We start from the raw sequence: 20,762 nt of genomic DNA on the forward strand, positions 1-20,762 counted from the left end.
TGACTCAGCGCCCCCGACCGGCCCGGACACCACTTGCAAGGACTGAGCCGGCCCCGGAGTCTTCGGCCCCTTCTGGCGCGACGATCTGGAAGCGGTCCGGCCGGTGCGCGCCGCAAAACCGTTCCTGGCCTACGACGAGCCGTGGTGGCGTGCGTGCGGCGTGGAGACCGGGCGCAGCACCACCGATCTTCCCCTGCGGCAACTGTGGTATGCGCCCGGAGGGGCTTCCCGGCTGTTGCTGGCCGCCTATCCCAGCGGTCGGTCCGCGGCGTACTGGGACCGCTTCGCCTCGGGCCCGTCGTACGACGTGCCCGGCGGCACGGCCATGTTCGGCGCGGCCCCGTAGGCCACGGCCGCGGCCGTGGCCTACGCCCACGGGCAGTTGTGCCACATGCACCGGGTGCGGGCGCGCCCGCCGGTGGCAGCCTGCTGGCAGGACTGGGGGCGCCCGCCGTACGCGGCGGCCTGGCATCTATGGCGGACCGGCCGGGCCACGGAGGAGGTCGCGGCCCGCATGCGTGCTCCCGCGCCCGGAGGATCCCTGCACGTCGTCAGTGACTGCCGGACCCCGGACCCCGGTTCGATACCCGGCGCTCTCGGCTGCGCCGAACAGGTCTTGCGGGAGCACCTGTCCCTGCCCCGGCCTCCTTGGTCCTCCACCGAGACGCTCGGGTTCTGCGGTGCCGAGATCATCCGCCGGGTCGTCGGCTTCGCCCACCCGACGACTTCACCACCATCACCGATCCCGTCCACCGCGCCGCGGCCGAGCGGCGAGCGCTCGTCCTGGCCCGAGCCCTGACGACCGCGCCAACTGCCTACCGCTCCGCCGCCGACCTCACGGCAGCCGCACGGGACAGCTGACACCCTGTCGGCAGAGTGTGACGTGCGGGCCTCAGGCCGTGTCCTACGCGGTGAGGCGAGGTACACGGGGTGGAATTGAAGGTGCGGCCGCAGGGCGGCGGGACACCGAGCACGCCTGACACGACGTTGCCCGCCGTGACCGCAACGGTCGCGGCGGACAACAGTCAGCTCAGGACCACCACTTGTGCCACATAGCGTTGTCGCCACCACGCACGAAGGTGTCGATGCGCCCGTGGCCCCAGGACACCGCCGCCGGCGCCGAGGTGAGTCCGCCACCGAGAGACTCCCAGTCCGACCAGCGACCGCCGTTGAACCACTTGTGCCACATGGCGTTGTCCCCACCACGGACGAAAGTGTCCAGACGACCGGAGTCCCAGGACGCCACAGCGGGGTCCGAGGTCAGGTAGCCGCCGAGCGATTCCCAGTCCGACCAGCGACCACCGTCGAACCACTTGTGCCACATGGCGTTGTCGCCACCGCGCACGAAGGTGTCGATGCGCCCGTGGCCCCAGGACACCGCCGCCGGCGCCGAGGTGAGTCCGCCACCGAGAGACTCCCAGTCCGACCAGCGACCGCCGTCGAACCACTTGTGATACATGGCGTTGTCCCCGCCACGGACGAAGGTGTCCAGACGGCCGCCGTTCCACGACGAGACCGCCGGTGCCGAGGTCAGGTAGCCGCCCAGGGATTCCCAGTCGGACCAGCGGCCGTCATACCACTTGTGCCACATGGCGTTGTCGCCACCGCGCACGAACACGTCGATGCGCCCCGGTCCCCAGGAGACCGCCGCCGGCGCCGAGGTGAGTCCGCCGCCGAGGGATTCCCAGTTGGACCAGCCGTTCTCGTACCACTTGTGCCAGAGGGCGTTGTCGCCACCGCGGACGAACGTGTCCAGGCGGCCGTTGTTCCACGACGACACCGCGGGCGCGGACGTCAGTCCGCCGCCGAGCGACTCCCAGCCGGACCACGTCTGCACGGCGGGTGCTGAGGTGACTTCGGCATACCGGGGTGCTGCCGTGGCAGGGACCAGAGTTGTGACGCCCAGGAGGAGGAAGAGTGCCGCAAGGAAGACCGGTATCGAGCGTCTGTGTCTGCGCGTGAGCATACGGATGTCCTTCCGGTCCGGTATGGGTGGTCCGTTCCGGTGGGGGTGCCTTGTGAGGTGCTGCTCTGCGATGGCGCGGACGACGCTAGGGTTGCCGCGCCCGCGCGGACAGACGGGAACCGGACAAGCGTGAGCCGCGGCACACGCGGACCAGGACCCGCACCCGGACACCGGGCCGGTCCGGGCCGCGCACTACGCGATGAAGTGGACGGGGGCGCGGTGACGGCAGCGCCCTTGGCCGCCCTGGCCTCGTACGCCGCGATCCGGTCCGTCCGGAGCGCGTCAAAAACGCCGTCCGGGCGCTGTTGACAACCTTTGGCCGTCCGGCACGGTAGCGTTCATGAGCCTCAGCATGCCGCCCTCCGTGAAGCCGAAGGTCTTCGGTATCGGCCTGTCCCGGACCGGGACCCTCTCCCTCACCGCGGCTCTGCGCACCCTGGGCTTCGACACCGCCCACTATCCGGCCGATGCGTCCACCTATGCGACGCTGCTGGCCGGCACGGCGCGTTTCGGGCTGCTCGACCGGTACGACGGCATCACCGACATCACGGTCGTGCCCTACTACCAGGAACTGGATCTGCTGTGGCCGGCAGCGAAGTTCGTCCTCACGGTCCGCGAGGAGGAGAGCTGGCTGCGTTCCTGCCGCCGGCACTGGGAGCGGCCCGCCGGGAACAAGGCGGCGCTCGGAGAGCACTACCCTGACCTTCAGCGCTTCCTGCGGTCCGCGGTCTACGGCGCTCGCGCCTTCCACCGGGAACGGTTCCTGCGGGTCGCCCGGCGGCACACCGCCGAGGTACTGCGCTACTTCTCCGGACGGGACCGCGATCTGCTCGTCCTCGACGTCGCCGGCGGCCAGGGCTACGAACGCCTCGCCCCCTTCCTCGGCCTTCCCGTCCCGGACGAACCCTTCCCCCATCACAACGACCGGAGCGAACAGCGCCGGTGAGCGTTCTCGACGCGGAAGGTGACGGCCCACCACTGTCCGGGAGGGGCGGGCACTCGCGGCACCCCGGCGTCAGAGTCCGGCGTCAGAGTCCGGCGAGGACGACGTCGGCGCGGCGGCGCCAGGTGTAGCGGTCCAGGACCTGCCGGCGGGCCTCGTCGCCGAGCGCCCGGCGCAGCGCCCCGTCGGCGACCAGCCCGTTCAGTGCGGCGACCCAGGCGTCGGTGTCTTCCGGTGGGCACAACAGGCAGTTGACGCCGTCTTGCAGGACTTCGCGGAGGACAGGGAGGTCGGAGGCGATGATGGGCCGGCCGTGGGCCATGTACTCGAAGATTTTCATGGGCGAGGTCCAGCGGCCGATCTCGAAGAGGTTGCCCCAGGTGTACACCTCGCGCTGGTGCGGGGCGAGGACGACGTCGAAGTGGGGGTAGTAGGCGGGGAGTTCGGCCGGTGGCCGGTGGCCGTGGAAGTGCACGTTGGACAGGCCGCAGGCCTCCTCCCAGCGGGCCCGGTACTCGGGGGTTCCGCCGACCAGGTGGAAGTCGAAGCCGGGCAGCCGCCGGGCGAGGTCGATGATGAGGTCGATGCCGCGCCCGTCGTAGAGGTGTCCGACGTACCCGATCCGCGGCACGTCCGGGCGTCCGGGCAGTGCCGGCCGGGCCGTGGTCGTGGCGGGATCGACCGGGTCGGCGCAGTCGGGCGCGACGAGGAGGGGCAGGGTTCCCAGTCCGGGGTAGGCGGCCTGGAGGTCCCGTGCCAGGGCGTGGGTGATGACGACGACGCGCGCGAGCCGCGGCTGCGCGAGCAGGTCGCGCTCCATCCCGGCCGGTGCCAGGTCGCCGCGCAGCTGGTGGACCTCGTAGACGAACGGGGCCAGGTCCGCGGCCACCGAGAGGCTGTAGGGGTCGCGCCCGAAGAGCAGGTCGGGGACGCCGTCGCGGATCAGCAGGTCCCGTACGGCTTCGGCGCGCTTCCAGTAACCCGCCGGGGTGTAGTCCGGGCAGGGGACCCTGCGCACCGGGAAGCGGTGGCGCACCCCGTAGTAGGCGTACGGGTCGTCGGCGGGGTGGGATCCGGGGGTGGCGTACAGGGTGACCTCGTGCCCGGCCGCGCTGAAGGCGTCACACATGCGCATGATGTGGACGCCGTTGGCGAAGACCGAGGGAATGCTCCCGCTGTGCAAGTACGCGATCCGCATGCCGGCATGCGACCGCACCGGGTGCCGGGGCGTCAAGGGGACGTAGTCGTAAAGGAGTTGCCCTTGATGGCGCGACTACTCCTTGTGTCAGGTCGGCTACCTGCTTACGGTGGATTCAGAGGTACCCGATGGTGGTGAGGTCGGCATTCGAAGGGAGATCGCGATGAACGACACCGACATCGAGCAGGTCCCGGACGAGGAACTGCCCGAGCTGGCCTTGATGGTCGACATCCCGAGCCGCTGAGACCGGTCCGCTTGCTTCAGGGCGGCGGACCGGTTCCTTGCCGTCCGCTGCCCCCTTTCTCTGCCGGGTACCCGGAGGTACATGCCCGTGCGTATCGCACCCGACGCGCGTCAGAGCGCCGAGGAACGGACGGTACTGGCCCGCATGACCCGGTCGAGCCTGGCCCGGGCCGGGCTGACGGTGACCGCGGCGGAGGCGGGGCACCCCGCGGTGACCGAGCTCGCTCACCTCGCCCAAGCGGCACTGCGCACGGACGCGCCCGGCGGGGAACGGCTCGCGCGGCTCGGCCGGATGCTCGGCCGGGCCCGTGCCGGCATCGCCGCCGCACCGCCGTCCGCGCTCCCCTGGCCGGTCGAAACCGCCGCACCGGGCCCGCACCTGGAGCGGAGCGTCGCCCGGGCCCGCAACTCCCTTCCCCGCCGGGACGGTGACGCCGGAACACCGCCGGAATCCACCGTGGTCGCCTGGCACGACCGCGAGGTCGGGACGCTCCGCGAGACGGTTGCGCTGCTCGCGGCCGTCTGGCCCGAAGCACACGCGGAGCTGGGCGGCATCCTGGCCCAGATCGCCCTGCTGGACGGCCCGGCGATCGACGGGTTCACCGACTTCACGGTGCACGGTGCCGTGTTCGTCCGGCGTGACCGCCTGGGCCCGGGGGCCGACGCCCTGCCCGGACCGGTCCGCCTGGCGGAGGCTCTCGTCCACGAGGGCGCGCACACCCGGTGCAACGCGGCATCCGTGGCGGCGCAGCCCTTCCTGCGCCCCGCACGGGGCGATGCGCAGCTGGTCACGACTCCGCTGCGTGTCGACGCCCGGCCGCTGACGGGGCTGTTCCAGCAGGTCGTCGTCCTGGCCCGGAGCGTCCTGCTGTACCGGCGCCTGCTCGACACGGACATGGGAGCCCCCGGGACGGCAGCCGTACGCTCACGCCACGCCCGGCTCGCGCGCTCCGCCACCGAAGGCGTGCGCACCCTGGCGGATCACCGGGACGCGCTCACCGATCACGGGCTGGCCGTCCTGGAGGAGGCCGCCACCGTGGCCCGGGAGAGCGCCCGGTGACCGCGCCCCCGTGGAAACCGCAGGTCTTCAGCCCCTACCCCGCGTCACCCGACGTCGTCTTCGCACGCGTCGCCGCCCGGTCACCGCAGTTCGACCCGGTCTGCGCGGCGGGCGGGCGGCCCGTCGTCATCGGCAGTGCGGCCGGCCACGACAGGGACCAGGTCGTCACCAGCGCGCGCGGCGAACTGCTCGAACGCGTCGGCAACATCCTCGCGGGCCGCGCCGCCGAGGCCGCAACCGCCGTGGTGGCGAGCCACCGCGAACTGAGCCGGCGGGGAGTGCCGGCCCTCGACCCCGCCGCACTGACCCGCGGGAGTGCGGCCGAGGCCCGTGACGCCCGGCGGCTGTGGGTCCTGGGCCGCGTGGTTCCCGGCGGCGCCGACGTCCATGTGCCGGCCGGCGCCGTCCACCTCCACCACCGGGCCCCGGCCGGGTGCGACCCCGGACCCGGCGCCGGTTCCACCGGCGTCGCCTCGCACCCGCACGCGGAGGCCGCGGCGGATCACGCCGCTTGGGAGGTCCTCGAACGCGACCTCCTCCGCAGAAGCTGGTACGGACTCTCCCCGGCCCCCGTTCCCCTGCCGGCGCCCGTCCTCCCCGCCCCTCTCCCTGCACTCCTGGACGGACTGGGCGTACGGGCCACCGTCCTCGACGTCCCCGCCCCCGCGGGCACCCGGTGCGTGGCCGTCTGCCTGCACGCGCCCGGCCTCACGGGGCAGACGTTCGGCGCCCGGTGCGGGCCCGACGACGGGGACCTCGCCGCCCTCGTGGAGAAGGCCGCCTACGAAGCCCTGATGGTGCGCTGGAGCGTCCACTCACCGGTGGGCCGCGACACCTGGTCCCGCTGGCAGGGCCGCACCGCGCCGGACTCGGCGGTCCGCCACGCGCTCCGGGCCTACCACCTGCAGGACAGCCTGACCCTGTGGAGCAGGACCACGACCACGCCGGAGGCGGGAAGCGGCCACCCGCCGGCCGGGCCGGTCCGCGGCGGTCTCGACGCGCTGTCCGCCCACACCGGCCGGGAACTCGTCCTCGTGGAGACGACCTGCGGGCCGGCCACCGCCCTGGGCGTGAGCGTGATGCGGGTGGTGGCCCCCGGGGCCCGCCCGCTGCCGGCGGGCCCGGACGACGAACGCGGCCCGCCGGCACCACGCGGCCCGCACCCCTTCGGCTGACACCCCGCTCACCGACGGGCCCGCCGGCGCACGGCCCGGACCGCTCGGACGGGCGCCCGCACCGGCCCCGGGCCGAGGAGACCGCACCCATGCCCCCACACCAGGACCTCACCTCCCCAGCAGCGACGCCGCTCCCCGGCCCCGGGCACACCGGCGGGAAGGAGCCGGAACGCGGGCCCGCGGGGCCGGCGGGTTCCGAGGACGCCGAACGGCCCGGGTACGCCGACCGGAGCGCCGCCGACTATGACCGCTGGTTCTCCAAACCCGGCGTCACCGGCGCGACGGTGAACACCCTCGCCCGGCTCGCCGGCGCGGGACCGGTCCTCGAACTGGGCATCGGCACCGGCAGAGTCGCCCTGCCCCTGGCCGGGCGCGGCCTCGGCGTCCACGGCATCGAACGCTCCGGCGCGATGATCCGGCAACTGCGTGCGAAACCGGGCGGCGACCGGATCTCCGTCACCCAGGGGGACTTCGCGGACGTCCCGGTCCCGGGACGGTTCTCCCTGGTGTATGCCGCCGGCGGCACCTTCCTCGAACTCCCGGACCGGGAGGCCAAACAGCGCTGCCTGGATGCGGTCGCGGCCCGCCTGACGCCCGGCGGAGTGTTCGCCGTCGACGCGCACGTGCCCGAGGCGCTCGCCGTCGCCGCGGCGTCCGGCGTGCCCGAGACCGTCTCGGCGACCGACGACCACCTCATCCTCTGCCACCGCCTGATCGACCCGTCCACCCAGACCTACCACTCCCACTACCTCGTCCACGAGGCCGACCGGACGCATCACCTCCGGGTCCGGTTCCACTACGTGTCGCCCGGAGAGCTCGACCTCCTGGCGGAGCGCGCCGGTCTCCGGCTCGTACGGCGCCAAGGCGCCTGGGAGGACGGGCCGTTCACCAGGACCAGCACCTATCACGTCTCCGTCTACGCACACCACTGACACCCACTCCCCTCCCCCTCACCACCCGACACGGTCCAGGAGTGCCCATGCCGGACGCGGACCCCCTTACCGCCGACACCGTCTTCCCCCTCCCGCACCACGACGGGCTCGGCCCCCTCCCGGAATTCGCCGCGCTGCGCCGCACCCGCCCCTGCGCCCGGATCCGCCTCCCCAGCGGCGACCCCGCCTGGCTGGTGACCCGCTACGCGGATGTACGCACCGTGCTCGCGGACCCCCGCTTCAGCCGCTCCCGTGCCACCCGGGGGCCGGGTCCGCGCATGGCCGGGGTGACGACACTGCCCGACTCGGTCCTGGCCGCCGACCCCCCGGAACACACGCGGCTGCGCAGGATCGTCGCCCCGGCCTTCACCGCCCGCCGCGTCGAGACCCTGCGCCACGGCGTGGCGCGGCTGGTGGACGACCTCCTCGACGAGGTCGCCGCGCACGGCCACCCGGCCGACCTCGTCGCCCTGTTCACCCGCCCGCTCCCGCTGACGGTCCTGTGCGACCTGCTCGGTGCGCCGCGGCAGGACGGCCGGCGGCTGGAAGCGTGGTGCGACGCGCTGCGTAACCTCACCGCCGTCCCGGACTCCGCCGTCACCGCGGCCGTCGACGAGATGACCGGCTACCTCGCCGCGCTCATCGGCACCAAGCGGAGCCACCCCGCCGACGACCTGCTGAGCCTGCTGATCCGCGCCCACGACGACGGTGACCGGCTCACCCACGGCGAACTGGTCGCCTTCGCGCTGGTGCTGTTCGCCGGCGGCTACGGCACCACGGCCGACCGCCTGGCCGGAATGCTCCACCTCCTGCTCGAGGAACCGGGCCGCTACCAGTACCTGCGGGAATCCCCGGACCGGATCGCCCTGGCCGTCGAGGAGCTCCTGCGCTACGCCCAGACCAACGTGCAGGCGAACCTGCGCGTCGTCACCGAGGACATCGACCTCGGTGGTGTCACCCTGCGCGCGGGCGATGCGGTGATGGCCGTCAACTCCTCGGCGAACCACGACGAGGCCGCGTTCGAGGATCCCGGGCGCCTTGACCTCGGCCGCGTCCGCAATCCCCACCTGGCCTTCGGGCACGGCGTCCACCACTGCGTCGGGTCCCACCTCGCGCGCGTGCAGCTGCAGGAGGCCCTGGCCGGGCTCGTCCGCCGCTTCCCCACCCTGCGCGCCGCGGCACCACCGCTGTGGAAGACGGGCCTCAAGACCCGGGCACCCCGCACCCTGCCCGTCGCCTGGTGAGCCCGCGCACCCCCGGAAGCGGAGGTCAGAGCTGATGCGTACCCGCCCCATCGGTCCGTCCGGCACCGCCCTGTCCGTGATCGGACAGGGCACCTGGCAGCTGGAACACGCCGAGCGCCGCACCGCCGTCCGTGCCCTCAACACCGGCATCGACGCCGGGATGACGCACATCGACACCGCCGAGTCCTACGCGGAAGGCGAGGTGGAGCGCCTCGTCGGCGAGGCCGTGCGCCACCGGCGGCACGAGGTCTTCCTCACCTCCAAGGTCCGGCCCGCCAACGCCGACGCGCGCGGCACCGTGGCCGCGTGCGAGCGCAGCCTGCGCCGCCTCGGCACCGACCACCTGGACCTCTACCTGCTGCACTGGCCCGACGGCCACCCCCTGGAGGAGACCCTCACCGGGCTGCGCGCGCTCCACCGGGCGGGGAAGATCCTCCACTACGGCGTCAGCAACTTCCACGAACGCCACCTCGCCGAGCTGTTCGCCCGTACCGAGCCGGGTGAGATCGCCTGCAACCAGGTCCTGCACCACCTCGGCGACCGCTCCGCCGAACTCCGCGTCGCTCCCGCCTGCCGGGCCCACGGCACCGCCATGGTCGGCTACAGCCCCTTCGGCCTGGGCTCCTTCCCGCCCTCCCCACGGGCCGCCGCCGTCCTCGACGCGATCGCCGGGGCCCACGGCGCCACCCGGCACCAGATCGCCCTCGCCTTCCTCGTCCGCGACCCGCACACCTTCGCCATCCCCAAGACCGCCACGCCCTCCCGGGCCGCCGAGAACGCCGCCGCGGCCGGCATCGCCCTCACCGGCGAGGACATCGCCCGCATAGCGGCGGCCTGCCCCGCCGGCGCCGACGGCGGCAGCGCCCTCTCCGCGGCTTCCGGGGTCCTGGGCGGGCAGCCGTAGTGCGGGCGCTGGTCACCGGGGCGGCCGGCTTCATCGGTTCCCACCTGTGCGCGCACCTGCTGGCCTGCGGCGACACCGTCACGGGCATCGACTCCTTCACCGACTTCTACGACCCGGCCCGCAAGGAACGCAATCTCCGCACCCTCACCGGCTCCCCGGGCTTCTCCCTCCACCGCGCCGACCTGCTGACAGCGGACCTCGCCCGACTCGTCGACGGCGCGGACGCCGTCTACCACCTCGCCGGCCAGCCCGGTGTGCGGCCGTCCTGGGGAGCGGAGTTCCCGCTGTACACGGCCCGCAACGTGCTCGCCACCCAGGTCCTGCTGGAAGCCGTACGGCAGCGCCCGGTGGGCAAGTTCGTCTACTCCTCCAGCTCCTCCGTCTACGGCAACGCGCGGACCTGCCCCACGGCCGAGACGGCCCTGCCCCGGCCCGTCTCCCCCTACGGGATCACCAAGCTGGCCGGCGAGCACCTGTGCGAGCTCTACCGGAAGACCTTCGGCGTACCGGCCGTGTCCTTGCGGCTGTTCACCGTCTACGGACCCCGCCAGCGGCCGGACATGGCCTTCACCCGCCTCCTGCACGCCGCATCGAGCGGCGCCCCGTTCCCCCTCTACGGCGACGGGGAACAGACCCGCGACTTCACCTACGTCCACGACGCCGTCACCGCCATGCGCGAGGCGGCCCGCTCCGCGTTCACCGGGATCGCCAACCTCGGCGGCGGCTCCCCCGTCTCGATGAAACAGGCCATCTCCACGGTCGAGAACATCGTGGGACCCGTGGAGATCCTGCCCCTGCCGGCAGGCCCCGGGGACGCGCTCCACACCAGCGCCGACATCACCGTCGCCACCCGGGAACTCGGCTACCGGCCCCGCACCACACTGCACCAAGGGATCCTGGCCATGGCACAGGAACACCCCCGGCCATGAGCGACAGGAAAGGACCACCGTGGTGTTCTCCCCGCCCTCCCCCGAGGAGCCCGTGACGCCCGCCGACGCCCAAGGCGACGTCTACGTCCTCTCGTTCCCCAAATGCGGCCGCACCTGGCTGCGGTTGCTCATGGCCAAAGCCGTCTCCACGGCGTACGGAATCCCCATGGACGTGTGCCGGGACCTGGCACTGACCGGGTTCAGCACGGTGGACTCCACCGTCCCGCGCATCGTCTTCTGGCACGACGACCGCGTCCCCTGGCGCACCCCGGCAGGGCTGTCCTGGAACAAGGGCTTCTACCGTGACCGCAAGGTGGTCCTCCTGGTCCGCGACATCCGGGACACCGCCGTGTCCCGCTACTTCCAGGTGCTCCACCGCGATTTCCGCCCGTACACCGGGGAGATCGGGGACTTCCTGACCGAGGACGAAGGCAGTGTCAGGACCTGCCTGGCCTTCTGGGACATCTGGCACGCCCGGCAGGACGTACCCGCCTCGTTCCTCCTCACCTCCTACGAGCAGCTGGCCGCCGACACCGCCGGAGAGCTCGCACGCGTGCTCGACTTCTGCGGACTGCCTCCGGCAAGCCGGGACACGCTCCGCGCCGCGGTCGACTTCGCGGACTTCAAAGCCATGCGCGCCATGGAACTCTCCAACACCTTGAACACGGACAAGCTCCGACCCGCCGTTCCCGGGAACCCCGACTCCTACAAGACCCGCCGCGGCGTCATCGGCGGATACCGCGACTACCTCACACCCGAACAGATCGACTACGTGAACGACGCCACGCGCCGGATCCTCGCGCCACCATGGCAGCCCGCGGCCTTCGCGGCGGACGCCGCACCCCACCGCCTCGACCGGAGGATGTCCTGATGGCCGGCCGGCTGCGCCGTCACCGCGCGGCGGCCGCCCGGATGAGGGCGGTCGCCGCGGTCTCGATGTCCTCCGGCGTGGTCCGGCGGCCCAGCGACAGCCGCAGTGCCCCGAGCGCGCGGGCCGGCTCCAGGCCCATGGCGGTCAGCACGGGAGAGGGGGTGTGCGTACCGCTGTGGCAGGCGGAGCCGATCAAGGCCGCGATCCGGTCGGCGGCGGCGAGGAGTTCGTGTCCCAGGGCCCCGTCCACGCTGACGTTGAGCGTGTTCGGCAGCCGGAGCCCGTCCGGCCCGTTCAGGCGGACCCGGCCCGGCAAAGCCACCGCCGGCCGCTGGTGCAGGTCGTCGCGCAGGGCCGCGAGACGGGCCGGGGCACCGGCGGCGAGCTCGTCGGCCGCGAGCTGCGCGGCGGTGCCGAGCGCGACGGCCAGGGCGGTGTTCTCGGTGCCTGCCCGCCGCCCGCGTGCCGTGCAGCCGCCTCAGGGCACGGCAGGTTTCCAGGACGGCCAGGGTGCTCGGTCGCCTGGGTGATCACGTGCGGGCGCGGGCGGCCGGAGGCCAGGACCGCGCCGCGCAGCGCGAGCAGGTCGGCCTCGGAGCCGGAGGAGGTGAGGACGACCTCGCCGGGCCGGGCGCCGATCAGGCCGGCGACCTGGGCGCGGGCCTCGGCGAGCGCCCGCCGCGGCGCGTCGGCGTAGGGGTGGCTGCTGGAGGGGTTGCCGAAGAAGCCGGTCAGGTGCGGCAGCATCGCCGCGGCGACGCGCGGGTCGACCGGGGTGGTGGCGTTGTAGTCCAGGTAGACCGGTCCGCCGGCCAGTACCGGGTGCGGCGGGAGGTCGTCGCCCGGTCCCGTCACGTCAGGTCCGAGGCGTCGACGGGCAGCTCCGACAGGCGCCATTCGAGCATGCCGTCGTGGAGACGGATCGCCCGCCGCCCGCGGTCGGTCAGCAGCCGTACGGCGTCGTAGGCCAGGACGCAGTATTCGCCGCGGCAGTAGACGACGATCTCCATGTCCCCGGGCAGTTCGCCGATCCGGTCGGCGAGCTCCTCGACGGGGATGGAGATGGCGCCGGGGATGTGCCCGGCCCGGTACTCCTCGGCCGGCCGGACGTCGAGCACGACGACGTCCCCGGCGGCGATGCGGACCCGCAGGTCTTCCCGGCTGAGCTCGGCGGCGGCGTCCTCGCCGAGGTAGGCGTCACGGGCGGCGGGCACGGCGGCCTGGTGGGTCTCGGCGACCTTGCGCAGCAGCGCGAAGAGCTGGGCGACGTCGTCGCCGGCGAGGCGGTAGTGGATGCGCACGCCCTCGCGGCGGGTGGCGACGAAACCGGCCTGCTTGAGGGTCTGCAGGTGCGCGGACGCGGTGGTCAGGTTCAGCCCGGCGGCCTTCGCGAGCGCGTCGACGGTGCGCTCGCCCTGGGCCAGCAGGTCCAGCAGCTCCAGGCGCTTTCCGCTGGCCAGCGCCTTGCCGCTGGCCGCGAACGCGTCGTACAGCCGGGCCTTCGTCCGGGGCTTCGTGTTCTCCGGCAAGACATCCTCCATAAATCCATGGATTATTGTAAGTGAGTCGAGCGGGTCGTGACCACACACCCCGCTCCCGAGAGGCTGGAGGACGTCGTGAGCTTCGCGGACGATCACCTCATCCCGCTCGTCGACGAAGGACTGGGCAACAGCGCCTACCTGCTCGACCTCGGTGACGGACGCGCCCTGGCCATGGACGCCTGCCGTGACCTGCGCGCCTTGCGTGCGGCGGCCGAGCGGCGGGGGCTGCGCATCGCGTTCGCCGCGGACACGCACCTGCACGCCGACTTCCTCTCCGGAGCCGTCCAGCTCGGCCACGACACCGGCGCCACGATCCTGGCCTCGGCGGCCGGGAGGCGCGCCTTCGCCCACCGGGGCCTGGCGGACGGCGACGAGGTCGACCTGGGCGGGCTGGTGCTACGGGCCCTGGCGACCCCGGGACACACCGACGAGCACCTGTCGTTCCTGCTGCTGGACGGTGCCCGGGAGCTCGGGGTGTTCACCGGCGGGTCGCTGATCGTGAACTCCGCCGCCCGCACCGACCTCCTCGGCGCCGACCGCACCGAGGAACTCGCCCGCGCCCAGTACCGGTCCCTGCGCCGGCTGACCGCACTGCCCGACGGCACCGCGGTGTGGCCCACCCACGGCGCCGGCTCCTTCTGCTCCGCCCCGCCCGGCACCGAGCGGACCACCACCATCGGCGCGCAGAAGCAGGCCAACCCGCTGCTGGCCGCGCCGGACGAGGACGCCTTCGTGTCACAGCTGATCACGAGCCTGGGCAGCTACCCCGCGTACTTCGACCGCCTCGGCGAGCTCAACCGCCGCGGGCCCGCGGTGCTGACCGCGGATCCCGTGCTGCCCGCGCTGACCGCTCAGCAGGTGCGAGCCCTGGTGGCCGACGGCGGCCATGTCGTCGACGTCCGCCCGGCCGCCGACTACGCCGCCGGCCACATCCCCGGCTCCCTGTCCATCGCGCTGCGCGGCCAGTTCGCCACCTGGCTGGGCTGGCTCCTGCCCGACACCGCGCCCCTGGCCTTCGTCACCGGCGAGGACCAGGACCTGCGCGAGATCGTCTGGCAGGCGTACAAGATCGGTTACGAGCGCCTCGCCGGCCGCCTCGCGGGCGGGATGGCCGCCTGGCTCGCCGCCGGCAACCCCCGGACCACCACCGCGTTCGTCACCGCCGACCGCGCCGCCGGCCGCCCCTACCTCGACGTCCGGCAGGAATCCGAGTTCGTTGCCGGGCACGTCCCCGGCGCCGTGCACATCGAGCTCGGCGCCCTGGACGAATCCGCCGCCGACGCCCCGGCCGGCCCGGTCGTGGCGTGCGGGCACGGCGAGCGCGCCATGACCGCCGCCGGCCTCCTGGAGCGCGCCGGCCGCACCGATGTCGCCGTCCTCGACGGCGGACCGGCCGACTACGCCGCCGCCCACGGCCAGGAGCTCGCCCGGGGCACGGCGAACACCCGCCCGTGAACACCACCCCCACCGCCACCACCCCGGCCAACGCCGCCGGGCGACCCGTGCGGCTCGGCCTGCGGGAGAACCGGCTGCAGTTCACCCTGCTGGTCGTCGTCAACGTCTGCGTCGGCGGCCTGGTCGGCCTGGAACGCACCACCGTCCCGCTCGTCGGCTCCACGACGTTCGGCCTGACCAGCGACCTGGCCGTCTTCTCCTTCATCATCGCCTTCGGCCTCACCAAGGCCCTCACCAACCTCGCCGCGGGTGCGCTGACCGCCCGGTTCCGTCGCAAGCACCTGCTGGTCACCGGCTGGCTGATCGGCACCCCCGTCCCCTTCGCCCTGGCCTGGGCGCCCTCGTGGGGATGGATCGTCGCCGCCAACGTCCTGCTCGGCCTCAACCAGGGCCTGACCTGGTCGATGACCGTCAACATGAAGATCGACCTGGTCGGCCCCGGCCGACGCGGCCTGGCCACCGGCCTGAACGAAGCCGCCGGCTACACGGCCGTCGGCGTCACCGCCCTGCTCACCGGCTACCTCGCCACCAGCTACGGCCTGCGCCCCGTCCCCGAGCTCATCGGCGTCGTCTTCGTCGTCGCCGGACTGGCGCTGTCCCTCGTCGTCCGCGACACCGCCGCCCACGTCGCACTGGAACTGGCCCACCACACCACGCCGCTCCCGACGGGCGAGAACACCGGCCTGAAGGCCGCCTTCGCCCGCACCTCCTGGTACGACCGCTCCCTGCGCGGCGCCAGCCAGGCCGGGCTGATCAACAACCTCAACGACGGCCTCACCTGGGGCGTCTTCCCCCTGCTCTTCACCGACCACGGCCTCGGCCTGGCCGCCGTCGGCCTCATCAAGGGCCTCTACCCCATCCTGTGGGGCCTCGGGCAGATTCCCACCGGCCACCTCGCCGACCGCATCGGCCGCAAGCCGCTCATCGTCCACGGGATGCTCGTCCAGGCCGCCGGCTTCGTCCTCGCCCTCGCCCTGCTCGACCGGCCCCTGCTCGCGGGCATCCTGTCCGCCGTCGCCCTCGGCCTGGGCACGGCCATGGTCTACCCGGCCCTCATCGCGTCCATCTCCGACCACGCCCACCCCGCATGGCGGGCCAACGCGCTGGGGACGTACCGGTTCTGGCGGGACACCGGCTACGCCGCCGGCGCCCTCGTCGCCGGCGCCCTCGCCGATCGGCTCGGCCTCAACGCCACCGTGGTCGCCGCCGCCGTCCTCACCGCCGCCTCCGGACTCCTCGCCGCCCGGTGGATCACCGAGCACCGGCCCGGCACCCACTGAACCACCTGCCGCCGCGGCACCTGCCGGGGCAGGCTCCACCCGCCCCGGCAAACTCCCCCTCCTCGAAGGCACGGGCCCCCGGCCTCGGCCGCGAAGTACAGCGTCCCTGCTGCGAAACCGCCGCCCGCTCTCCGGTCCCCCCTTGCCCCACCTATCGAGATTCGATAGATTTCCATCGTAGCTCGATAGAAGGATGGATCATGGGACAGCTGACAGTGCGCGCGCTACGTGCCGTGCTCGTGGTGGTGCTCACCGGCACCGTGTTCGTACAGGCATTGATGGCGTGGGCGCTGGTCAGCGGGAATGACCCGGAGGACGGGTCACTCCCGCTGACCCCGCTGCGCGTGATCACGATCCTGGGAATAGGGGCGGCCCAGGTCACCCTGGTCTGTGTATGGCGACTGGTAACGATGGTGCGACGCGGAACCGTGTTCTCCCACGCCGCCTTCCGGTACGTGGACGTGATCATCGGTGCGATCGTTGCGGCTGCTCTCATGTGGTTCGCGGTCACGGCCCTGAACGCGCCCGGCCAGCGGGACGATCCGGGCGTCACCCTCATCATGGGCGGGATCGGCGTGGCCATCCTGGGAGTCGCGCTCATCGTGCTCGTGCTGCGGATGCTGCTCGCCCAGGCCGTCGCCCGCGACGCCGAAGCGGCGCAGATGCAGGCCGAGTTGGACGAGGTGATCTGATGCCGATCGCTGTCGGCATCGACGTGATGCTGGCCAAGCGGAAGATGTCCGTGGGCGAGCTCGCAGACCGCATAGGGATCACGCCCGCCAACCTGGCGGTGCTCAAGAACGGCCGCGCCAAGGCAGTGCGCTTCACCACGCTCGCCGCGCTCTGCGAGGTGCTCGAGTGCCAGCCGGGCGACCTGCTTCGCTGGGAGGCCGAGGACACCGCCGAGGACACCTCGGGCGAATGAACCGTGCCTGCCGACGCGTCACCGCCGATCCCGCTTGCGCCCCGCCGTCCGTCCTGGAGCGTCTCGGCATACGACCCGATCCGCCGTCCCGAATCGGTGCCGCCGGCAGAGGCGATGGTGCGTCGGCTGCTGAGCCGCATCGACGGCGGAGCGTCGGACCGGGCGGTGGGCCACCGGTCGGCGCGCTGACGCCGACGACCGGCTGCAGGCCTTGATGACAGCGCGTGGCCCGAACAGATCGGCACGGCCTTCTCCCCGCCTCGGCGACGGCCGCAGCAGGCCCGGCACGGGCAGCAGTTCGATCGCCGGCCGGGCGGAGAACATGATGACGCCCGTCAGCTGCGTGAGCGGATCAGTGCCGCCCGGTCGGCCCTGGACGATCTGGAGGCAGAGCTGACCCGCCTTCGCCGGTGAGCCCTCGTTGAGGTGTCAGGTGAGGGCGCCGACGAGGAGCTGCACGGCAAACATGAAGGCCATGCACAGGCCCAGTGCCGCGAGCAGCCACTGCAGAAACCCGCGGGGCGTGTCGAATTGCACGAAGTATCCGGCGACGCCGGCCACGCCCACGAGTGAGCCGGCCCAGAACAGCGAGCCGTCGTGCCATCTCGCCAGGGCGGCGATGGCCGCGAGCAGTAGTCCGAGCGCGACGAGCTGCCCAGGTGTGACGGCGCGCTGCGGAGCGCGGGCCGAAGACGTCATCGTGCAGTCAACCTCTCTGCGTGTCCCCTGCGGGTGAGGGGTGAAGTGGAAGCAACCAGTATCTCCGAACTGGTGTCGGGGCGAGTTCCGCGGGAGTCTTCGAACCGGACCGACGGGGCCTCAGTCCCGTGAGTTGCCGAAGAGGATGCGGTACACGATCAGCAGCACCAGTGAGCCGCCGATGGCCGCTCCCCATGTGGCGGCGTCGAAAAAGTGGTTGCTGATCGGCTTGTGCAGGAATTTCGTCGAGAGCCAGCCGCCGATGAAAGCGCCTGCGATGCCGATGAGCGTGGTGCCGATCAAGCCGCCGGGGTCACGACCGGGGAGCAGGATCTTCGCGATCGCTCCGGCCAGCAGTCCCAGCACGATCCAGCCGATGATGCCCATGGTGACGGGTCCTTCCCTTCGTTGTCCCGGCAAGCGGCTCGGGGTCCCGGGCGCTTCTTGACCACGCCTGACCTGGTGCGGCGGTTTCACCGACCGGGCCCACTTCGCGCGTGCGCTCACCACCCACCGCCTGCCGACCACGCAATACAGTTCTTGGGTTGCGCAAATACTAAAGTATGGGACGGCGACGACCCTCATCCAGCCTGGAGGCGGGCGATGACGTGATGCCGCCGGGCAGAGGCCCGGCGTGCCGGCAACAGCGAGGGAGGCCGCATCCGGATTCGGCGGATGGCGCGGGCGGCAGGCGGTGGGTGGCAGAGCTTCAGGCCGGTGGATCGGTGCTCGCGGTCACGAAGGAGCGGCCCACGGCGAGCAGGCGCGGCCGGAAAGGGTTTCGATGTCCCCGCCGGGCGTCGCGAAGGTGAACTCGACCGTGTCCAGCGCCCGGTCGATCAGTGCGCTCATTTCGCCGTGCGACGCCGCCCGGCCGGTGAGCAGGTCCAGCATCGTCCACCCGGTCCCCCCGTCGAGCCAGTCGCCCGCCTGGACCAGTGGCCGGTGCGTGTCGACCCCGGGCAGCCTGCGGATGACGCCGTGCCCGTCGGCTTTGACGAACCGGACCCGCTCGAGCGGGGCGAGGTGGGTGAATTGGTAGAACACTTCCCGGGGTTTGACGGGCTCGGGCACGACGTGCTCGCCGAGCGCGACCTGGCCGGCCAGCCGCACCAGGCTGACCCCGGCCGCCCGGACGGCGAGGTCGTTGACGAGCCCGCCCAGCCTGCCGTTGACCTCGATGATGTGCGGGCCGTCGGCGGTCAGGATGATTTCCGTGTGCAGCAGCCCGGTCCGCACCCCCAGCGCATCGGCGGCGCGGGAGGCCAGGTCGAGCACGTCCTTTTCCTCGGCGGGGTTCAGCACGGACGGCCAGAACTGTCCGGTTTCCCGGAACGGGGCCATCATGGGGTATTTGCCGGTCACCGCGAGATGCGTGACCACGCCTCGGGACGCCAAGGACTCGACCGACACGTACCCCGCGTAAGCCCCGCTCCCCCGTCCGATGAGGAATTCCTCCAGCACCAGCGCGCGTTCGCGGCCGCTGTCGAGCAGGTCGTGCACGAGCGCCTTGCCCTCGGCATCCTCGGACACTGCGTGCGTGTTCCGGCTGCCTTCGCTGCGCACGGGTTTGAGGACCGCCGGAAGGCCGACTTCCCGCACCGCCGCCGACCATTCGGACGACGAGGTCAGCAGGTGGGTGCGTACGGTGTCCGCCCCGCGCTCCCGGAGACGTCGCCGTTGCTCGTGTTTGTCTGTCAGCAAGGCGACGACATCCGGGCTATGGAACGGCAGTTCCAGCGCGGCCGCGAGGCTCGCGGTCAGCGGGAGCAGGCTCTCGCTGAACGTGACGATGCCATCCGGCCGCAGCGGCCGCAGCAGCTCCGCGGTCGCCGCGGCCGTCGGCGCCACGTCCAGCACCGTGCCGACCTTGGCCAGCAAGGCGCGCAACGGATCGTTGTACGGAGACGTGTCGAGGAGAAAGATCAACTCGCCCAGCGGTTGCAGCCCGCCGACCAATTCCCCGACCGATGCGGCGCTGCGGCCGCATACGACGACAAGCCGTGCTGGTGACGCCATCCCACAATCCCCCTTCGATGCCCAGGTAATGCGAATACAGCCGCGGCGTGCGGTCGAACCCGTCAGCCGCTCACCGCGTCCGGCGTCGGTTCGCTCTCTTCGGCCGGCGCTCCGGAGATCAGGCCGCGGACCGACGGTGTCGTGCCCGCGACCAGACACACCACGAGGACCAGGACCGCGGCCCCGGTCAGCGGTACCGACGGGCTCCACCACGCGGCGAGCAACGGGGCCACCGCGTAGCCGAGCGGCTGCGCGGCGAGCGAGAACAGCCAGTCGTAGGAGTCGACCCGCGCCAGCCGGTCCGCGGGCACGTGCTCCTGCAGCGCGGTGTCCCATGTGGGGTTCAGGAACCCGAGTGCCGCCTGGGCCACTCCGTAGCCGGCGATGATCAACGCCACCGGGGCGTGCGCCGCGAGGAGCAGCAACGGGATCGCGTAGGTCGCCAGGGCGAGGTTCGCCCACATCACGGTGCGGCGCATCCGGATGCGGCTCGCCAGCAGCGAACCGGCCAGCAGGCCGATCCCGCCCGTCTGCAGGATCCAGATCCAGGTGCTCTCGCCGCCGAGGTGCAGGATCGCGATCACCGGTCCGAGCGTCATCAGGATCCCGGCGCAGAAGTTCCACACCGAATGGGCGACGAGGCTGGTCCAGAGCCAGCGCCGGCCGGCGACCTCGTGCCAGCCGGTGGCCAGGTCCTTCCGTATGGTCTGGGGAGGGGCCGGCACATGGCGCACGGTGGTGATCGCGAGCAGCCCGGCGCTGATCGCGAAGGCCATGCCGTCCACGACGAACACCCAGCCGCTGCCGACCAGGTAGATCAGGGAACCGGCCAGCGCGGGCCCCAGCACCCACGCCGCGCCCTTGGTGAAGCCCATCGCCGCGTTGGCGCGCTGCCGGGCCCATTCCGGCACCGTCCCGACCACCAGCGGCGACCTGGCCGGCATCGAGAACGCCGAAGCCACGCCGTAGAGGAACTGCGAGACGCAGATGTGCCACAGCACCGGTGACGTGCTGAGCAGCTCGATGCCCACGAAGATCTGGGTGAAGACCCGCAGGAGGTCCGCGCTCATCGCCATCCGCCGCGCCTGGAACCGGTCGGCGAGGACGCCGCCCAGCGGCATCAGCGCCACGCGGGGCACCGTCGCGCAAGCCAGTGTGATGCCCATGGCGGTCGCGGAACCGGTGGTGAGCACGACGGCGATGGCCAGCGCCGCGGGCACCAGCGCCTCCGACAGGGCCGACAGGGTGCGGCCGATGAAAAGCAGACGGAAGTCGCGCAGCCGCAACGGATGAGGTCCGGTGCCCCTCTTCGCATTCTCGTCAGGCGTGGTGGACATGGGGCGGCAATCCTTCTCTCATCAGGGTTCACTCGGGTTGC

General features: G+C 72.4%; 23 protein-coding genes and 1 pseudogene. 15 read left to right on the plus strand and 9 right to left on the minus strand.

From position 1 onward, the window contains the following. Nucleotides 1-103: 103 nt before the first annotated feature. A complete protein-coding gene (locus tag ACOTKD_RS12315) occupies nt 104-346 on the plus strand; it encodes a hypothetical protein (RefSeq protein WP_424888938.1) in 243 nt (80 codons plus the stop codon). 15 nt (nt 347-361) lie between these two features. Next, a complete protein-coding gene (locus ACOTKD_RS12320; RefSeq protein WP_424888939.1) occupies nt 362-799 on the plus strand; it encodes a hypothetical protein in 438 nt (145 codons plus the stop codon). Between the two features lie 231 nt (nt 800-1,030). Here the strand turns inward: ACOTKD_RS12320 and ACOTKD_RS12325 are convergent, their stop codons facing one another. Further along, nucleotides 1,031-1,837 (minus strand): hypothetical protein, encoded by an 807-nt coding sequence (locus ACOTKD_RS12325; RefSeq protein ID WP_424888940.1) that lies wholly within the window; start codon nt 1,835-1,837, stop codon nt 1,031-1,033. 469 nt (nt 1,838-2,306) lie between these two features. Here ACOTKD_RS12325 and ACOTKD_RS12330 point away from each other — a divergent pair, with 469 nt between their 5' ends. Then, entirely contained in the window at nt 2,307-2,912 is a 606-nt protein-coding gene (locus ACOTKD_RS12330; RefSeq protein ID WP_424888941.1) for a sulfotransferase family protein, read from the plus strand. An 82-nt stretch (nt 2,913-2,994) separates the two neighbouring features. On the opposite strand, the gene ACOTKD_RS12335 is transcribed toward ACOTKD_RS12330, so the two are convergent. Then, complete coding sequence (locus tag ACOTKD_RS12335) at nt 2,995-4,107, minus strand: glycosyltransferase family 4 protein (RefSeq protein WP_424888942.1); 1,113 nt, start codon at nt 4,105-4,107, stop codon at nt 2,995-2,997. Nucleotides 4,108-4,216: 109 nt separating this feature from the next. Between ACOTKD_RS12335 and ACOTKD_RS12340 the strand changes: the two genes are divergently transcribed. The 8 genes from ACOTKD_RS12340 (at nt 4,217) to ACOTKD_RS12375 (ending at nt 11,465) form a co-directional block, all read left to right on the plus strand. After that, nucleotides 4,217-4,351 carry a hypothetical protein gene (locus tag ACOTKD_RS12340; protein ID WP_424888943.1) on the plus strand — a complete coding sequence of 45 codons (135 nt, stop codon included), beginning with the start codon at nt 4,217-4,219 and terminating at the stop codon, nt 4,349-4,351. Nucleotides 4,352-4,438: 87 nt separating this feature from the next. Further along, nucleotides 4,439-5,410 (plus strand): aKG-HExxH-type peptide beta-hydroxylase, encoded by a 972-nt coding sequence (locus ACOTKD_RS12345; RefSeq protein WP_424888944.1) that lies wholly within the window; start codon nt 4,439-4,441, stop codon nt 5,408-5,410. Next, nucleotides 5,407-6,585 carry a YcaO-like family protein gene (locus tag ACOTKD_RS12350; protein ID WP_424888945.1) on the plus strand — a complete coding sequence of 393 codons (1,179 nt, stop codon included), beginning with the start codon at nt 5,407-5,409 and terminating at the stop codon, nt 6,583-6,585. The genes ACOTKD_RS12345 and ACOTKD_RS12350 overlap by 4 nt, the downstream gene beginning before the upstream one ends. 89 nt (nt 6,586-6,674) lie before the next feature. Further along, nucleotides 6,675-7,517: a class I SAM-dependent DNA methyltransferase gene (locus ACOTKD_RS12355; RefSeq protein WP_424888946.1), complete on the plus strand. Its 843-nt coding sequence runs from the start codon at nt 6,675-6,677 to the stop codon at nt 7,515-7,517. A gap of 47 nt (nt 7,518-7,564) precedes the next feature. Beyond that, entirely contained in the window at nt 7,565-8,761 is a 1,197-nt protein-coding gene (locus ACOTKD_RS12360; RefSeq protein WP_424888947.1) for a cytochrome P450, read from the plus strand. Between the two features lie 34 nt (nt 8,762-8,795). Then, entirely contained in the window at nt 8,796-9,665 is an 870-nt protein-coding gene (locus tag ACOTKD_RS12365) for an aldo/keto reductase (protein WP_424888948.1), read from the plus strand. Further along, entirely contained in the window at nt 9,665-10,594 is a 930-nt protein-coding gene (locus ACOTKD_RS12370; protein WP_424888949.1) for an NAD-dependent epimerase/dehydratase family protein, read from the plus strand. Before ACOTKD_RS12365 ends, ACOTKD_RS12370 begins: the two co-directional genes overlap by 1 nt. Before the next feature lie 19 nt (nt 10,595-10,613). After that, entirely contained in the window at nt 10,614-11,465 is an 852-nt protein-coding gene (locus tag ACOTKD_RS12375; protein WP_424888950.1) for a sulfotransferase domain-containing protein, read from the plus strand. Nucleotides 11,466-11,484: 19 nt separating this feature from the next. On the opposite strand, the gene ACOTKD_RS12380 is transcribed toward ACOTKD_RS12375, so the two are convergent. From ACOTKD_RS12380 to ACOTKD_RS12390, 3 genes and pseudogenes are all read right to left on the minus strand, one after another. Then, nucleotides 11,485-11,895, minus strand: coding sequence for a hypothetical protein (locus ACOTKD_RS12380; protein ID WP_424889123.1), 411 nt, complete (start codon nt 11,893-11,895; stop codon nt 11,485-11,487). Between the two features lie 134 nt (nt 11,896-12,029). After that, a pseudogene (locus ACOTKD_RS12385) lies at nt 12,030-12,362 on the minus strand (aminotransferase class V-fold PLP-dependent enzyme); the annotation flags it as partial. Further along, on the minus strand, nt 12,317-12,994 hold the full coding sequence (locus ACOTKD_RS12390; RefSeq protein WP_424888951.1) for an ArsR/SmtB family transcription factor: 678 nt from the start codon (nt 12,992-12,994) through the stop codon (nt 12,317-12,319). The gene ACOTKD_RS12390 and the pseudogene ACOTKD_RS12385, both read right to left, overlap by 46 nt. A gap of 48 nt (nt 12,995-13,042) precedes the next feature. On the opposite strand from ACOTKD_RS12390, the gene ACOTKD_RS12395 reads away from it, so the two are divergent. The 4 genes from ACOTKD_RS12395 to ACOTKD_RS12410 all read left to right on the plus strand — a co-directional run bounded on the left by ACOTKD_RS12395 (nt 13,043) and on the right by ACOTKD_RS12410 (nt 16,666). Beyond that, a complete protein-coding gene (locus tag ACOTKD_RS12395; RefSeq protein ID WP_424888952.1) occupies nt 13,043-14,461 on the plus strand; it encodes an MBL fold metallo-hydrolase in 1,419 nt (472 codons plus the stop codon). After that, nucleotides 14,458-15,741: an MFS transporter gene (locus ACOTKD_RS12400; protein ID WP_424888953.1), complete on the plus strand. Its 1,284-nt coding sequence runs from the start codon at nt 14,458-14,460 to the stop codon at nt 15,739-15,741. Before ACOTKD_RS12395 ends, ACOTKD_RS12400 begins: the two co-directional genes overlap by 4 nt. Before the next feature lie 200 nt (nt 15,742-15,941). Then, nucleotides 15,942-16,433, plus strand: a complete 492-nt coding sequence (locus ACOTKD_RS12405) for a DUF2975 domain-containing protein (protein WP_424888954.1) — start codon at nt 15,942-15,944, stop codon at nt 16,431-16,433. Continuing rightward, nucleotides 16,433-16,666 (plus strand): helix-turn-helix domain-containing protein, encoded by a 234-nt coding sequence (locus ACOTKD_RS12410; protein WP_424888955.1) that lies wholly within the window; start codon nt 16,433-16,435, stop codon nt 16,664-16,666. The genes ACOTKD_RS12405 and ACOTKD_RS12410 overlap by 1 nt, the downstream gene beginning before the upstream one ends. A gap of 429 nt (nt 16,667-17,095) precedes the next feature. Here ACOTKD_RS12410 and ACOTKD_RS12415 read toward each other — a convergent pair whose 3' ends face one another. From ACOTKD_RS12415 to ACOTKD_RS12430, 4 genes are all read right to left on the minus strand, one after another. After that, nucleotides 17,096-17,365 (minus strand): hypothetical protein, encoded by a 270-nt coding sequence (locus ACOTKD_RS12415; protein WP_424888956.1) that lies wholly within the window; start codon nt 17,363-17,365, stop codon nt 17,096-17,098. A 120-nt stretch (nt 17,366-17,485) separates the two neighbouring features. Further along, the gene (locus tag ACOTKD_RS12420) at nt 17,486-17,752 is read right to left on the minus strand and encodes a GlsB/YeaQ/YmgE family stress response membrane protein (protein ID WP_424888957.1); all 267 of its coding nucleotides are present in this window, start codon (nt 17,750-17,752) and stop codon (nt 17,486-17,488) included. A 348-nt stretch (nt 17,753-18,100) separates the two neighbouring features. Beyond that, nucleotides 18,101-19,384 carry an ATP-grasp domain-containing protein gene (locus ACOTKD_RS12425; RefSeq protein WP_424888958.1) on the minus strand — a complete coding sequence of 428 codons (1,284 nt, stop codon included), beginning with the start codon at nt 19,382-19,384 and terminating at the stop codon, nt 18,101-18,103. 62 nt (nt 19,385-19,446) lie between these two features. After that, complete coding sequence (locus tag ACOTKD_RS12430) at nt 19,447-20,721, minus strand: MFS transporter (RefSeq protein ID WP_424888959.1); 1,275 nt, start codon at nt 20,719-20,721, stop codon at nt 19,447-19,449. Between the last annotated feature and the right edge of the window lie 41 nt (nt 20,722-20,762).

It is taken from the genome of Streptomyces sp. XH2 (genome assembly GCF_049725035.1).
Taxonomy (GTDB): domain Bacteria; phylum Actinomycetota; class Actinomycetes; order Streptomycetales; family Streptomycetaceae; genus Streptomyces; species Streptomyces roseoverticillatus.

What these genes read in the sequence shown, in the direction of transcription:
- ACOTKD_RS12335 (WP_424888942.1), bottom strand. Translation starts at nt 4,107, where the DNA reads ATGCGGATCGCGTACTTGCACAGCGGGAGCATTCCCTCGGTCTTCGCC.
- ACOTKD_RS12425 (WP_424888958.1), bottom strand. Translation starts at nt 19,384, where the DNA reads ATGGCGTCACCAGCACGGCTTGTCGTCGTATGCGGCCGCAGCGCCGCA.
- ACOTKD_RS12415 (WP_424888956.1), bottom strand. Translation starts at nt 17,365, where the DNA reads ATGACGTCTTCGGCCCGCGCTCCGCAGCGCGCCGTCACACCTGGGCAG.
- ACOTKD_RS12330 (WP_424888941.1), top strand. Translation starts at nt 2,307, where the DNA reads ATGAGCCTCAGCATGCCGCCCTCCGTGAAGCCGAAGGTCTTCGGTATC.
- ACOTKD_RS12420 (WP_424888957.1), bottom strand. Translation starts at nt 17,752, where the DNA reads ATGGGCATCATCGGCTGGATCGTGCTGGGACTGCTGGCCGGAGCGATC.
- ACOTKD_RS12365 (WP_424888948.1), top strand. Translation starts at nt 8,796, where the DNA reads ATGCGTACCCGCCCCATCGGTCCGTCCGGCACCGCCCTGTCCGTGATC.
- ACOTKD_RS12410 (WP_424888955.1), top strand. Translation starts at nt 16,433, where the DNA reads ATGCCGATCGCTGTCGGCATCGACGTGATGCTGGCCAAGCGGAAGATG.
- ACOTKD_RS12405 (WP_424888954.1), top strand. Translation starts at nt 15,942, where the DNA reads ATGGGACAGCTGACAGTGCGCGCGCTACGTGCCGTGCTCGTGGTGGTG.
- ACOTKD_RS12430 (WP_424888959.1), bottom strand. Translation starts at nt 20,721, where the DNA reads ATGTCCACCACGCCTGACGAGAATGCGAAGAGGGGCACCGGACCTCAT.
- ACOTKD_RS12360 (WP_424888947.1), top strand. Translation starts at nt 7,565, where the DNA reads ATGCCGGACGCGGACCCCCTTACCGCCGACACCGTCTTCCCCCTCCCG.
- ACOTKD_RS12355 (WP_424888946.1), top strand. Translation starts at nt 6,675, where the DNA reads ATGCCCCCACACCAGGACCTCACCTCCCCAGCAGCGACGCCGCTCCCC.